Origin of the sequence: Stenotrophomonas nitritireducens, from assembly GCF_001431425.1 — a bacterium.
GTDB classification, from domain to species: domain Bacteria; phylum Pseudomonadota; class Gammaproteobacteria; order Xanthomonadales; family Xanthomonadaceae; genus Stenotrophomonas; species Stenotrophomonas nitritireducens.
Genome location: NZ_LDJG01000003.1, coordinates 43,812 through 58,628, shown reverse-complemented (window position 1 = coordinate 58,628; position 14,817 = coordinate 43,812). Strand labels below are relative to the sequence as shown.

Sequence of the window (14,817 nt, the reverse complement as noted above, 5' to 3'; positions counted from 1 at the left end):
ATCCAACACAGCACGGCGCCGAACGGGGCTTTGCATCACATTCGCAATGAGGATTTATCCCTATGAAATCATCAAACGTCCTTCGCTCCTTCGCGCTCGTCCTCGCGATTGCGGCTGGGCAGTTCTCCCTGCAGATCGCGCACGCCCACGCCGCGCTGCAGCAGTCCACACCGGCGGCAAATGCGGTGGTGGCTTCGCCGGGCCAGATCGATCTCGTGTTCAACGAAACATTGATTCCGCGGGCGTCGCGTCTCAAGTTGCTCATGAAGCACGGCAGTTCCACCATGCCGATCGAGAATTTCACGACCGAGATCGTCAACAACGGTAAGACCCTGCGTGCCAAGTTGCCCCAGCCGCTGACTCCGGGCGTCTATACCGTGGAATACCGCGCCGTCGGTGGTGACAACCACCCCATGCCGGGCAGCTTCAGCTTCACGGTGCGCTGAGGAGTCGCGAATGTTCGACCTGTCGGCTTATGCACTGAGATTCCTGGAATACCTTGTCATCATGGTTCTTTTCGGGGTTCCACTCTTCGGTTGGTACGGGTCGCGTCGATCGGCACTCGCCGACGCCTTGGCCGGGTGGTCACTCATGGGCGTTCTATTGGCGGGTGCCGTAGCCGGTCTCGTGCTCACCGGGCTCGATGTCGTCTTCAAGACCGCGGGCATCATGGGAATGCCGCTTGCCGAGGTTGATCGCGCATCGCTTGGCTGGTATCTGCTCGAGACGTCCGCGGGCCGGGCAGCCATGGCGAGAGGCGCGCTGCTGGTCGCCCTGATGTTCGTGCTCGGATGGCATCGTCGCCGCGGGAAGGTGGAGACCGCCTTCCCGCTGGGGGCGATGCTGGCGGGCGGCGCACTCGCTTCGCTGGCATGGAACGGCCACGCCGCCGCTGGCGAGGGCTTGGCAGGCGCGGTCCGGCTTGCTGCAGGCATCGTCCATCTTCTCGCGGCAGGCGGCTGGATCGCAGCGGTCCTGATGTTCCTTGCCATGCTGCTGCGCGGCAAAGAGACGAACGGCAGCGGGCGTCTGCGATCAACGCATGACTTTCTGCATGGTTTTTCGACGCTGGGAACGATCTTCGTTGGTGCGCTCATCGTGTCCGGCATCGCGCACTACGGGGATCTCACCGCGTGGTCGTTTTCGGCCCTGTTCCAGAGCACCTACGGGAAGTTGCTGCTGTTCAAACTGGCCCTGTTCGCTGGAATGCTGGGTTTGGGAGCGCTGCACCGATGGACGCTGGTGCCGCGCTTGGAACGAGCGCTGACCAGCGGAGATCCCGCGCAGGAGGTGCGGGCTTTGCGGCAGAGTGTTACGGCTGAGGCCGCGCTGGCCATCTTGATCCTGATTGTTGTTTCAGTGCTCGGGACGCTCAGCCCCGAATAGCTGTGTAACCCGCAATGGCACACTGCCTTGGCAGTCCATCCCCACTAAAGCGAGCATCGGCATGAACTCACCGTCGTCCCATGACCATCACCATTCTGCAGGCGCAGCCCCTGTCGAGGCTGCGGATGGACGGGTCACCGATCCGGTCTGTGGCATGCAGGTCGATCCCGCCACGACGCAGCATCATGCGACCCACGCCGACACACCTTTCCACTTCTGCTCGGAGCGATGCCGCGCGAAGTTCGTGGCCGATCCGGAGCGCTATCTGACGCCCCAGGACGAACCCGAGGTGGCACAGCCCGGCGCCATCTACACCTGCCCGATGCACCCGGAAGTCCGGCAACAAGGTCCAGGCAACTGTCCCTTCTGCGGCATGGCGCTGGAGCCGGAAATGCCGAGCCTGGAGGACGATGACAATCCGGAACTTCGCGACTTCTCGCGCCGGTTCTGGTGGACGCTTCCGCTGACTGTGGTGACGCTCGTGCTGGCCATGTTCGGCCAGTACCTCCCGCGTGTCGTGCTGGGCGACGTGCAGATCCTGCCGTTGTCGATCGACGTGCAGACCTGGGTCGAGCTGGTCTTGACCACACCAGTCGTGCTGTGGGCCGGCTGGCCGTTCTTCGAGCGCTGCGTGCAGTCGATCCGCAACCGCAGCCCGAACATGTTCACCCTCATCGGGATTGGCGTTGCGGCCGCCTTTGGCTACAGCCTGGTCGCCACGCTGGCACCCGGCTTGTTCCCACCGTCGTTTACCGAACATGGGCGCGTCGGGGTGTACTACGAGGCGGCGGCGGTGATCGTTTCGCTGACCCTGCTCGGCCAGATGCTGGAACTGCGGGCGCGCTCGAAAACGTCCGCGGCGATCAAGGGCCTGCTTGGCCTGGCGCCGAAGGAAGCCCGGCGGGTCAACGCCGACGGCACCGAGGAAGACATCCCGCTGACCCACGTCCACGTCGGCGACCACCTGCGCGTGCGTCCCGGCGAGAAGGTGCCGGTGGATGGCGAAGTGGTGGAAGGCCGCTCCAGCGTCGACGAGTCGATGCTCACGGGTGAACCGATTCCGGTCGAGAAGACCGCAGGCGACCAGGTCATCGGCGCGACCCAGAACGGCACCGGCGCGCTGGTGATCCGCGCCGCCAAGGTGGGCTCCGACACCGTGCTGTCGCAGATCGTGCAGCTGGTCGCGCAGGCGCAGCGCTCCCGCGCGCCGATGCAGCGGATGGCCGATATCGCGGCCTACTGGTTCGTGCTCGCGGTGCTGGCGATCGCGGTGGCCACCTTCTTTATCTGGGGCTCCTTCGGTCCGGAGCCGGCCTGGACCTTTGCGGTGCTCAACGCGGTCTCGGTACTGATCATCGCCTGCCCCTGCGCGCTGGGCCTGGCGACGCCGATGTCGATCATGGTCGCCACGGGCAAGGCGGCGCAGGTGGGCGTGCTGTTCCGCGACGCCGAGGCCATCGAGCACATGCGCCGCATCGACACCCTGATCGTCGACAAGACCGGCACCCTCACCGAGGGGCGCCCCGCCTTCAAGGAAGTCGTGGCCTTCGAGGGCTTCGACGCCGACCGGGTCTTGCACCTGGCCGCCAGCCTGGACCAGGGCAGCGAGCACCCGCTGGCCGACGCCATCGTCGCCGAGGCTCGACGCCGGAACTTCGAGTTCGACCGCGTGGAGGACTTCGACTCGGTGACCGGCATGGGTGTGCGCGGGTCCGTGGCCGGCCATGCGCTTGCGCTGGGCAATACCGCGCTCATGGACGACCTGGGCGCCAATCCCGCTGCGCACGTCGACGTGGCCGAGCGGATGCGCCGCGAGGGCGCGAGCGCCATGTTCCTGGCCGTGGACGGGCGCCTGGCGGGGCTGGTCGCGGTTGCCGACCCGATCAAGGCGTCGGCCGCGGCGGCCATCAACGAGCTCCACGCCGCCGGGCTGCGCATCATCATGGCCACCGGCGACGGGCTCACCACCGCACGGGCCGTGGCCACCGAGCTGGGCCTGGACGAGGTGCATGGCGAAGTCCGCCCCGAGGACAAGGCCGAGCTGGTGCAGCGCCTCAAGCGCGAAGGCCGGCGGGTGGCGATGGCGGGCGACGGCATCAACGACGCCCCGGCGCTCGCCGCGGCCGACGTCGGCATCGCCATGGGCACGGGCACCGACGTCGCGATGTCCAGTGCCCAGATCACCCTGGTCAAGGGCGACCTGCGGGGCATCCTGCGCGCCCGGAAGATCTCCCAGGCCACCGTGGCCAACATGAAGCAGAACGTCACCTTCGCGTTCCTCTACAACGCGCTGGGGGTGCCGGTCGCGGCCGGGGTGCTCTACCCCGCATTCGGGATCTTGCTGAGCCCGATGGTCGCGGCGCTTGCGATGAGCTTGAGCTCGGTGTCAGTGGTCGCCAACGCGCTTCGCCTGGCCAAGTCGACCGCGGTTCCGGCGACACCGAAGGGGACCGCGCCGGATCAAACTCCTGGTCTGGCCAGGGGTTGATCTGGATCAGTTGCTTCGGACCGGGTAAGTGGTAAGCTCAAGTCATGGCCCGTCTTCGCCACCGGAACTGGTTCAAGCGCACCGTCTTCCTCGCGATGGCGGCGCTGCTCTGGTCCCAGTTCGCGCTGGCAGGCCATGGCGAGTGCCTGGACCTCCCAGGCACGCCGGCGGCGCTGGTCGCTGCCGCCACCGACACCCAGCACGACCATGGCCACGGCTGCGATGCCGAGCTCCCCTTGGCGAGCAAGGCACTGTGCGACGAGCACTGCACCGCGGGTGACATCTCGGCGGACAGCGGGCGCATCCCTTCGATTCCGCCGCTCCTTGTCGGGGCGTGGCTCTCCTGGTTCGCGGACGCCGGGATTGCGGATGCTGCGCCCGGTGCCACGTCCACATGGGTGGATTCACCTCCCAGGCCCGCCTGGCACCGACCAACGGCCCATCCAGCGGCACTCCTGCTGATCTGATGCCTGGACGCTGACTGCTCCGCACGTCTGTGCGGCGCAGTCCTGTGCGTTCGCGCCGTGGCTGCGTCACGGCATGTGTTCCTGCCCTCGTCCGAGCGACCTGCGTCGCGTCGGCCCAAGGACACTGATATGGCATCCCCGTTCGACCGACTGCCGGCCAGGCGCCTGCACCCTCGCCCTCTGTCCCGCCGTCTGCCACCGCTCCGGCACCTTCTTGCCGGCGTGCTTGCCGGCGCCTTGTGGGCCCTGGCGCTGCCGGTGACCGCCACCGAACCCGTCCCGGGGCACAGCCTCGAGTCGATCCGCGCCTGGGTTCTGGAACACAACCCGGAATTGCGGGCCATGGACTTCGAGGCCCAGGCCGCCGAAGCACGGATCCAGCCAGCGGGCGCCCTACCCGACCCGACGGCTTCCCTTGGATTCCGCGGCCTCGATCCGGACAAGCCCTGGCGCTCCGCCGGTGCAGACCGCCAAGTCGACTACGCATTGCGCCAGCGCTTCCCGCTCTGGGGCAAGCGTGGTCTGGCGCGGACCGCGGCCAGCCAGGACGCGGTCGCGGTCGGGCTTGACCGCATCACCGCGGCGCGCGACCTGCTGGCAGAGGCTGAAGCGGCGTACGTGCGCTACTGGCATGCCGATCAGGCCGTGGCCGTGCTCGACCGCCGCATCGCCCTGCTCCGGCAGGTCGAGGAAATAGCCGGCGTGCGCTACGCCCTGGGTCGCGCGGCGCAGCAGGATGCCATCCGCGCCCAGGTCGAGCAGACCAGCCTACAGCGCGAGCGGATCGAACGCCTCGCGACCAAGCAGGAGGCGGCCGCCACCTTGAACGCGGTGCTGGGGCGCCGGTCCGATGCACCGCTGGCGACTCCCGACGAGGCGCCGCGCCTCGCCGTCCACAGCGCCTCGCTTGCCGAGGCACTGGATGACGCCGATGCGCATCCCGCGGTGCGCTCGCAGCAGGCTCGCGCCGAGGCGGCGCGCACGAACGTGGTACTGCAGCGTCGCAACCGCTTTCCCGACATCACCCTGGGCGTGGGTGCGATGCAGTTCGGCAACGGCATCGAGAGCACCGAGCTGATGTTCGAGGTCGAGATCCCGTTCCAGCAGCGTGCCCGCCGCGAGCGCGAGCGCGAATCGCGCCTGCTCGAAGACGCAGCGCTTGCCCGCAGGGACGCCACGCTGCGGGCCGTCGAGGAACGCGGCGCTTCCGCCTGGTCGCAGTGGACCAACGCGCGCGAGCGTCGCGGACTGATCGAGAACACGCTGCTGCCGCAGGCCGACGCCACCTGGCAGTCCGCCCTGGCCAGCTACCAGGTCGGTGAAGTCGACTTCGGGACGCTGCTGGAAGCACTCAATGAATGGCAGGGCGCCGACCTCGCACGGGTCGATGCACTGCGTGACGAACTGTTGGGCGCCGCCGCCGTGCGCGCCATCGAAGGAGAGATCCGATGACCCGTGTCCAGACCCTGTCGCTCGCCATCGGCGTTGCACTCGCCGCCCTCGCCGTCGGCTGGATTGCCGGCCGCGCCACGAACGACTCCCCGACCGCGGGCACGTCGATCGACGGCCCGGCCGCAGAACGCAAGGTGCTCTATTACCGCAATCCCATGGGCTTGGCGGACACGTCGCCGGTGCCGAAGAAGGATTCGATGGGTATGGACTACGTCCCGGTCTATGCCGACGACGCACCGCCGGCGGCACCGGGCACGGTGGTGCTGCCGCCGGACAAGGTGCAGGCGCTGGGCGTGCGCACCGAAGCGGTCAAGCGCGGAGCCCTGTCCGCTACCGTGCGCACCAGCGGCACGGTCGAGGTCGACGAGACCCGGCAGTACGCGATCGCCCCGCGCTTCGAAGGCTGGGTGGAGCGGCTGTACGCGAACCAGACCGGCATGCGGGTCAGCGCCGGGCAGCCGCTGCTCTCCGTCTACAGCCCGCAGCTGGCCGCGGCGCAGCAGGAATACCGGCTGGCCGACGAGACCGCCCGCAGGCTGGCCGGGTCCGATCCCGCGAGCGCGGCGTCGATGGTCCGCCTGCGCGATGCCGCCCGCACCCGCCTGCGCAACTGGGAAATCAGTGACGCGCAGATGGGCAAGACGGGCCTGGTGCTCACCGCGCCCGCGGACGCGGTCGTGATCGAGAAGCCGGTGGTCCAGGGCGCGCGTTTCGAGCCCGGCGAAACCATCCTGCGCCTGGCGGACCTGTCGAAGGTGTGGGTGATCGCCAAGGTGCCGGCGGCGCAGGCCGCGGGTATCCAGCCCGGCCAAACGGCCCGCTTTGAAACCGTGGCCCTGCCGGGCCAGGTGGCCGAGGGCGAGGTCACCTTCGTGCAGCCCGTCATCGATGCGATGACGCGCACCGTGGATGTGCGCATCGCCCTGCCCAACCCCGCTGGCGACCTGCGGCCCGGGCTGTATGGGACGGTGGTGCTGGAGGAGCCGGGGGCTGGACCGGTCCTGACCGTTCCGCGCTCGGCCGTGCTCGACAGCGGCACGCGCCAGGTGGTGCTGGTCGAGACCGGCCCTGGCCGCTTCGCACCGCGCGATGTCAGCCTGGGGCGGCGCGGCGGCGATCGCATCGAGATCCTCGACGGCCTGACCGAGGGCGAGCAGGTCGTGGTCTCCGCCAACTTCCTGATCGACGCCGAAAGCAACCTGCAGTCGGCACTCCAGGGTCTTGAGGGTCACACAGGACACGGCGCGCCTTCGGGCACCGCTGAGGATCCACACGCCGGGCACGGCGAGGACGCCGCCGACCCGCACGCAGGTCATGGTGACGAGGCCTCTGATCCGCACGCCGGTCATTCCATGCCGGCTACCCCGGAAGAGACTCCGCCCGCCCCCACCGGCCACGAGGGGCACTGACATGCTTGGCCGTCTCGTTGAATGGTCGGTGCGCAACGTCTTCCTGGTGCTGCTGATGGCGCTGGCGATTGTCGCCGGTGGCATCTACGCACTGATGAACACGCCGCTGGACGCACAACCGGATCTGTCGGACGTGCAGGTGATCGTGTTCACGGAGTACCCGGGGCAGGCGCCCCAGGTGGTCGAGGACCAGGTCACCTATCCGCTGACCAGCGCCCTGCTCGCGACGCCGAAGTCGAAGGACGTCCGCGGCTTCTCGTTCTTCGGCGCCTCCTTCATCTACGTCATCTTCGAAGAAGGCACGGACCTGTACTGGGCGCGCTCGCGCGTGCTCGAGAACCTCAACGTCGCGTCGAAAAACCTGCCGGCTGGCGTGGCACCGGCACTGGGACCCGACGCGTCCGGCGTGGGCTGGGTCTACCAGTACGTGCTGCAGAGCGACCGCCACTCGCTGGACGAGCTGCGCGCGATGCAGGACTGGTACCTGCGTTACCAGCTCACCACCGCGCCCGGCGTGGCCGAGGTCGCCAGCGTCGGCGGCTTCGTGCGCCAGTACTCGATCACCGTCGATCCGGTCCGGCTGCGCGAGTTCGACATCCCGATTTCACGCGTGTCCGAGGTGATCGCCGAGAGCAACCGCGACGTCGGCGGCCGCGTGATCGAGATGGCCGAGACCGAGTACATGGTGCGGGGCCGCGGCTACCTGCGCGGTATCGAGGATATCGAGAGCCTGGTTCTGCGCGCCGAAGGGGGCGCACCGGTGCTGATCGGCGACGTCGCCCGGGTCGAACTGGTACCCGATGAGCGCCGTGGCATCGTCGACCTGGACGGCGAAGGCGACGTTGTGGGCGGGATCGTCATTGCGCGCTTCGGCGAAAACGCCCTGGCCGTGATCGGGGGGGTGAAGGACAAGATCGCCCAGCTTGCGAGTGGACTCCCCGAGGGCGTCAGCGTCCAGGCGGTCTACGACCGCTCCGATCTCATCGTGCGCGCGATCAAGACGCTACGCACGACGCTGCTCGAGGAGAGCCTGATCGTCGCACTGGTGTGCCTGGTATTCCTGTTCCATGCGCGCAGCGCGCTGGTCGCGATCGTCATGCTGCCCGTCGGCGTGCTGATCGCGGTGATCGCGATGCGCATGCTGGGCATGAACTCCAACATCATGAGCCTGGGCGGCATCGCGATCTCGATTGGCGTGATGGTCGACGCGGCGATCGTGATGATCGAGAACGCGCACAAGCACATCGAGCGCTCCGACGGCTCCCGCAGCCGGACCCAGCTGATCATCGATGCCTGTCGCGAGGTCGGGCCGGCGCTGTTCTTCAGCCTGATGATCATCACCGTCTCGTTCCTGCCCGTGTTCGCCCTGGAGGCTCAGGAAGGTCGCCTGTTCAAGCCGCTGGCCTTCACCAAGACCTTCGCGATGGCCGGTGGCGCGCTGTTGTCGATCACGCTGGTACCGGTACTCATGCTGCTGTTCGTGCGCGGCAAGATCGTGCCCGAGCACAAGAATCCGGTGAACCGGTTCCTGGTTGCGGCCTATCGGCCGGTGATCAACGTCGTTCTGCGGCATCGCATGGCCACAATCATGTTTGCGTTGGCCGCCCTGTTTGCAAGCCTGTGGCCTGCATCGCGGCTGGGCAGCGAGTTCATGCCAACCCTCAACGAAGGCACGCTGCTGTACATGCCCGCGTCGCTTCCGGGCATGTCGGTGACCAAGGCCTCGGAGCTGCTGCAGCAGCAGGACCGGATCATCAAGGGCTTCCCGGAAGTGGAGTCGGTGTTCGGCAAGGCGGGCCGTGCCCTGACGGCCACCGATCCCGCACCGCTGGAGATGTTCGAGACCGTCATCAACCTCAAGCCCGAGGACGAATGGCGGGACGGCATGACCACCGACAAGCTCATCGCCGAGATGGACGCGGCGCTGAAGTTCCCGGGCGTCGCCAACTCCTGGACGATGCCGATCAAGGCGCGCACCGACATGCTGGCCACCGGCATCCGCACGCCCGTGGGCATCAAACTCTTCGGCACGGACCTTGAGCAACTCGACGCGCTGGCCACCGAGATCGAAGCCGTGGTGCGCGAAGTGCCGGGCACGACCAGCGCGTTCGCCGAACGCCTGACCGGCGCCTACTACCTCGACATCACTCCCGACCTTGGCAGCCTGGCCCAGTACGGCGTCACCCTGGGCGAGGTGCAGAACGTGGTGGCCGCCGCGCTGGGCGGCGAGATCGTCACCACCATCCTCCAGGGCCGCGAACGCTTCAGCGCGATCGTGCGCTATCCCCGCGAACTCCGCGACGATCCGCACCGGATAGGCAGCCAAGTCCTTGTGCCGGTGCCCGGCGGCGCCCAGGTGCCGCTGGGCGAACTGGCGCGGATTGAGGTCAGGAAGGGTGCGCCGAGCATCCGCACCGAGAACGCGATGCTGGCGGCGTACATCTACGTCGACACCCGAGAGAGCGATCTCGGCCGCTACGTGAAGGCTGCGCAGGAAGCGGTCACCGAGCAGGTGCAGTTCCCGCCTGGCTACTACGTGACCTGGAGTGGACAGTACGAATACATGCAACGTGCCGCGGAGAAGATGCGTGTCGTCGTTCCGGTGACGCTGGCGCTGATTTTCCTGCTGCTGTACCTCAACTTCCGCCGTGTCACCGAGTCGCTGATCGTGATGCTGTCGGTGCCCTTCGCACTGGTCGGTGGCATCTGGCTGATGTGGATGCTCGACTACAACACCAGCGTCGCGGTGATCGTGGGCTTCATCGCGCTGGCCGGCGTCGCCGCGGAAACCGGCGTGGTGATGCTGATCTACCTCGACCACGCACTTGAAGCGCGTGCCGCGCAGAGGCAGGCCGAAGGCCGGGCACTGGATTCACGGGACCTGCGCGAGGCCATCATCGAAGGCGCGGTCGACCGCGTGCGCCCGAAGATGATGACCGTGGTCGCGATCATGGCGGGCCTGCTGCCCATCATGTGGAGCAGCGGTACTGGCTCGGAAGTCATGCGCCGAATCGCTGCGCCGATGGTAGGTGGCATGGTGTCTTCGACCATCCTCACCCTGGTCGTGATCCCGGCGCTGTACTCGCTGATCAAGCAGCGGCAGCTGGCCAGGAAGCCGCACCCCTCCTCCGCACTACCCAAGGAGAAGTAGTGATGGGGCCGTTCAACGCAGGCAGGGACCGACGGCTCATGCAACTGTGGCCGCGAACATCCGTCCGTCCACGGCCAATTCGCGCGTTACTGGCTTCGCCCACCGCAAGGCCGGTTGACCTGTGTGCGAGACACAGGTCTAGCCTGATCAACACCTCGCCGGGAGCAAGCCGATGACGACCAAGGAAGAAGTGACGCTGCCGCTGATGACGGTCCGCCAGCTGGCACGGCAGGGCGATGTCACGGTGCATGTGGTGCGCAACTACCTGCGGCGCGGTCTGTTGCAAGCGGCCACGCATACCGAGGGCGGCTACCAGTTGTTCTCCACCTCGGAGCTCCTTCGCCTGCACTTCATTCGCACGGCGCAACACCTTGGCTTCACGCTGGGGGAAATCGAGGAAATCATCCACCACAGCCTGCTGCGACATAGTCCCTGTCCGCTTGTGCGGGACATCATTCGGCGCAGGCTCGACGACACCCGCCAACAACTGGACAGGCTGCTCGCCATGCACGGACGAATGGAGCGTGCCATCCACGCCTGGGCGGAGCTTCCGGACTCCATTCCGACTGGCGATGACGTCTGCGCATTGATCGAATCTGTTGCCGCTGCTGAAGGCGGCGGGTTCGTCAAGTCCACCCCCCGGCGACTTCTTGGACGCCGCCCCACAGAGGAGAATTTGCCATGACAGCCTCCAGTCCTGCCCCCTCAGGCTCCCGACGCTGGGTCTTCTGGATCTTCCTGGCGCTGGCCGTGTTCTATCTCGCCGTCGAGCACCGCGCCCACCTTGGGGGGACGCTTCGCTGGTTGCCCCTGGCCATCCTGCTGCTATGTCCCTTGATGCATGTGTTCATGCACAAGGGGCATGGCGGTCATGGAGGTTCCGGAAGTCATGGGCGCGACGGCAATGCCGACGACACACCCCATGGCCAGCATGAGAGCCGTAGCAAGCGGGCACTGAACGACGAAACGTCCGACACCTCGAACGGAGGGCACTGACATGCAGGCACCCGACTCCGGCTACGGTCTTTGGCTCCTCGCCGCCATCAACGCCGCGTTCTTCATCTTCTTCGCCTGGAGCTTCTACAAACCGCTGACCCGTTGGGACTGGCGTGGGTTCGGTATGTTCTCCGCCTTCGTCGTGGCCCTGTTCGCGGAAATGTATGGCTTCCCGCTGACGCTGTACGTCCTGGGCGGCTGGCTCAGCGCCAACTATCCGCAGGTGGACTGGCTGAGCCATGACGCGGGCCATCTGCTCGAGATGTGGTTCGGCTGGCGCGCCAACCCGCATTTCGGCCCATTCCACATCGCAAGCTTCGTCCTGATCGGCGGCGGCTTCTGGCTGCTGTCGGCCGCCTGGCCGGTGCTGTATCGGGCACAGCGTGAAGGCCGGCTCGCCCGCGAGGGCGTGTATGCGCGCATGCGTCACCCGCAGTACGTCGCCTTCCTGCTCGTGCTGACCGGTTTCCTGCTGCAGTGGCCCACGCTGCTCACGCTCGCCAGCTATCCAGTGCTCGTGTGGGCCTATGCCCGCCTGGCGCGTCGTGAGGAAAAAGACTGCTTGAGCCGCTTCGGCGACGACTACGTCCGCTACATGCAGGAAGTGCCGGCCTTCATCCCGCGACGCCGGCGCGGCCCCGCTCCATCCCAAGGAGAAACCCGATGACGCACGTCCACAAACCCACTGTGCGCACGCGCACCTGGCCCATCGGCGACATGGTGAGTGCCGGCTGCGCGCGCACGCTGGAGAAGGCCGTGGCCGCGCTGCCTGGAGTCAACGCCACCAGCGCGAATTTCGCTACCGCGACCCTGCAGGTGTCCTACGACCCGGCCCGCCTGTCGGCGGGCGCGGTCGCCACCGCGATCCGCGACTGCGGCTTCCAATGCAACGCGCCGATGCCCGATGCCGACCCCGCCGCAGGCGCGCACGCCCATGCTGCGCATGCCGGGCACGGACAGGAATTGGCCGCAGAGCGCCCCGCTGACGCCCACGCCGGCCACGGCGATGACGCCACGGATGCCGGGGGCCACGACGCCCATGCGGGCATGAACCACGGCAGCGATCTGCACGCCGCGGCGCGCGACATGGGCCGCCGCTTCCTGGTCGCCCTCGCCTTCGCGATCCCGGTATTCGTGTGGTCGCCCATGGGCGGGCTGATAGAGCCGCCGCCGGTGCCGTTCGGACTGCGCGAGAACGTCTGGTTGTTCCTGCTGGCGACCGGCGCCGTGCTGTATCCGGGCTGGCCATTCTTCAGCGCCGCGATCCGGTCCCTGCGACGGGGTGTGCTGGACATGGCGGTCCTGGTGCTCCTGAGCGTGGGCACAGGTTACGGTTTCAGCATCGCGTCGACGTTCTTCTTCGACGGGCCGAACTTCTACGAGGCCTCGGCCGTCCTGCTGACCTTCGTCCTGCTTGGCCACTGGCTCGAGATGCGGGCTCGCGCCGGCGCCTCGGACGCCATGAAAGCGCTGCTGAAGCTGTCCCCACCCCGCGCGGTCGTCCGGCGCGAGGGGCAGGAGCTCGACATTCCCACCGCTGAAGTGCTGGTCGGCGAGACCGTGATCGTGCGGCCCGGGGCGAAGATCCCGGTCGATGGCATCGTGACGGAAGGCAGCTCTCAGGTCGACGAATCCATGCTGACCGGCGAGTCGATGCCGGTGCGCAAGGATCCCGGAGAGTCCGTCGTCGGCGGATCGATCAACAAGAGCGGCGCATTCGCCTACACCGCCACCAAGATCGGCAGCGACACGGCACTGGCGCAGATCATCAAGCTGGTCCAGACCGCGCAGAACTCCAAGGCGCCCGCGCAGCTGCTCGCCGACCGCGCCTCGCAATGGCTGGTGCTGGCTGCGATCGTGATCGGGCTGCTGACCTTCGCGGTCTGGTTCTGGTGGCTGGGACAGCCGCTGCTGTTCGCGCTCACGCTGACGATCACCGTCTTCGTCATCGCCTGCCCCGATGCACTCGGTTTGGCCACGCCGATGGCGATCATGATCGGCACTGGCCTGGGGGCACGACACGGCATCCTCTTCAAGCATGCCGAATCGATTGAGAAGAGCGCACGCCTGGACGTGGTGATCTTCGACAAGACCGGCACCCTGACGGTCGGCGCCCCCGAGGTGGTCGACATGGCGGTCGCGCCGGGCTGGACGCAGGAGCGGTTGCTGGCCGCGGCCGCCGCGGTCGAGGCGCACTCCGAGCACCCGCTGGCGCAGGCCATCCTGAAGCGTGCCGGTCCGGTAGCCGAGCGCGCTACCGCGTTCACCAACATCGATGGCCAGGGCGCTACCGGCGTGGTTGACGGGGTGCAGGTGGTGCTGGGCAACCGGATCCTGATGGTCGAGCACGGCATCGACCTCTCGGTATTGGAAGCGGAGGCTGCGCGCCTCACCGGTGCCGGTCGCACGGTGATCTATGCCGGGGTGGGTGACCGGCTCGCAGGCTTCTTCGCGATTGCCGACGCGATCCGGGAGACCTCGCGCGCGGCCATCGACGAATTGCACCGGCGCAACATCAAGGTGGCGATGATCACCGGCGACAACCGCCCCACGGCCGAGCGCGTGGCACAGGACCTGGGAATCGACATCGTGCTGGCCGACGTGCTGCCGGGCGGCAAGGCCGATGAGGTCATCAAGCTGCAGTCGCAGGGCCTCAAGGTCGGCATGGTGGGCGACGGCATCAACGACGCACCGGCGCTCACCCAAGCCGACGTTGGGTTCGCGATCGGCGCCGGCACCGACGTCGCCATCGAGAGTGCCGACATCGTGCTCATGCACAGCGACCCTTATGACGTCGTTCGCGCGACCACCATCGCCCACGCCACTCTGCGCAAGATGCATCAGAATCTGGGCTGGGCCGTGGGCTACAACGTGCTGGCCTTTCCGCTGGCGGCCGGTGTGCTCTATCCGTTCGTGCTGTCGCCAGAAATCGCCGCGCTGTCGATGTCGGGCAGTTCGGTGATCGTCGCCCTCAACGCGTTGCTGCTCAAACGCCTTCCACTGGCGGATGCCGCCACCCCTCGCAGCCCATCTAAGGAGTCCACACCATGAATACGGTCACACACGTCGCCCATTCCAGACCCCGAGGTACCAATCGCAGCCATTGGGTCGCCGCACTGGCCCTCGCGCTCGCGTTCGCATTGCCGGGGGTCGTCTCCGCGAACGAGGGTGGGTTCCGCCACAACGTGTTGATGCGCGGCCAGGTGCTGGAAAAGCAGGACGGAACGCTTGTGGTCTGTGTCGGGCAGGCCGACGGTGCCCAGGTCGGGCAGGTGCTGGACGTGATCCGGCACAAGCGCCGTATCCGGCATTCGCGGGCCGGCGGTCCACGCTACCGCCGCGAGAACGTTGGCCAAGTGCGCATCGTCGAACTGTTCGACAGCCACTACGCGGAGGCTGAAGTGATCTCCGGGAGCCCCAAGGTCAACGACACAGTGGAGCTGATCCGCCCCTGACAGGCGCGCGGGC

12 protein-coding genes are annotated in these 14,817 nt (G+C 67.3%); all 12 read left to right on the top strand.

From position 1 onward, the window contains the following. Positions 1-62 precede the first annotated feature (62 nt). Positions 63-446 carry a copper homeostasis periplasmic binding protein CopC gene (gene copC, locus ABB22_RS02135; protein WP_017354979.1) on the top strand — a complete coding sequence of 128 codons (384 nt, stop codon included), beginning with the start codon at positions 63-65 and terminating at the stop codon, positions 444-446. A 10-nt stretch (positions 447-456) separates the two neighbouring features. Continuing rightward, positions 457-1,386, top strand: coding sequence for a copper homeostasis membrane protein CopD (gene copD, locus ABB22_RS02130; protein WP_017354978.1), 930 nt, complete (start codon positions 457-459; stop codon positions 1,384-1,386). 61 nt (positions 1,387-1,447) lie between these two features. Continuing rightward, positions 1,448-3,874: a heavy metal translocating P-type ATPase gene (locus tag ABB22_RS02125; protein ID WP_082592136.1), complete on the top strand. Its 2,427-nt coding sequence runs from the start codon at positions 1,448-1,450 to the stop codon at positions 3,872-3,874. Positions 3,875-3,918: 44 nt separating this feature from the next. Next, a complete protein-coding gene (locus ABB22_RS02120) occupies positions 3,919-4,341 on the top strand; it encodes a hypothetical protein (protein ID WP_057505025.1) in 423 nt (140 codons plus the stop codon). A 258-nt stretch (positions 4,342-4,599) separates the two neighbouring features. Then, on the top strand, positions 4,600-5,793 hold the full coding sequence (locus tag ABB22_RS02115; RefSeq protein WP_244481324.1) for a TolC family protein: 1,194 nt from the start codon (positions 4,600-4,602) through the stop codon (positions 5,791-5,793). Continuing rightward, positions 5,790-7,202, top strand: coding sequence for an efflux RND transporter periplasmic adaptor subunit (locus ABB22_RS02110; RefSeq protein WP_017357198.1), 1,413 nt, complete (start codon positions 5,790-5,792; stop codon positions 7,200-7,202). Before ABB22_RS02115 ends, ABB22_RS02110 begins: the two co-directional genes overlap by 4 nt. Position 7,203: 1 nt before the next feature. After that, a complete protein-coding gene (locus tag ABB22_RS02105) occupies positions 7,204-10,353 on the top strand; it encodes an efflux RND transporter permease subunit (RefSeq protein ID WP_049404640.1) in 3,150 nt (1,049 codons plus the stop codon). Between the two features lie 172 nt (positions 10,354-10,525). Then, entirely contained in the window at positions 10,526-11,038 is a 513-nt protein-coding gene (locus ABB22_RS02100) for a MerR family transcriptional regulator (protein WP_017357196.1), read from the top strand. Beyond that, positions 11,035-11,349, top strand: coding sequence for a DUF2933 domain-containing protein (locus tag ABB22_RS18880; RefSeq protein ID WP_065427866.1), 315 nt, complete (start codon positions 11,035-11,037; stop codon positions 11,347-11,349). Before ABB22_RS02100 ends, ABB22_RS18880 begins: the two co-directional genes overlap by 4 nt. A 1-nt stretch (position 11,350) precedes the next feature. Then, positions 11,351-12,016, top strand: a complete 666-nt coding sequence (locus ABB22_RS02095; protein WP_017357195.1) for a methyltransferase family protein — start codon at positions 11,351-11,353, stop codon at positions 12,014-12,016. Further along, positions 12,013-14,400: a heavy metal translocating P-type ATPase gene (locus tag ABB22_RS02090; RefSeq protein ID WP_049404642.1), complete on the top strand. Its 2,388-nt coding sequence runs from the start codon at positions 12,013-12,015 to the stop codon at positions 14,398-14,400. The genes ABB22_RS02095 and ABB22_RS02090 overlap by 4 nt, the downstream gene beginning before the upstream one ends. After that, on the top strand, positions 14,397-14,804 hold the full coding sequence (locus ABB22_RS18030) for a hypothetical protein (protein WP_049436410.1): 408 nt from the start codon (positions 14,397-14,399) through the stop codon (positions 14,802-14,804). The genes ABB22_RS02090 and ABB22_RS18030 overlap by 4 nt, the downstream gene beginning before the upstream one ends. The last annotated feature ends 13 nt before the right edge of the window (positions 14,805-14,817 follow it).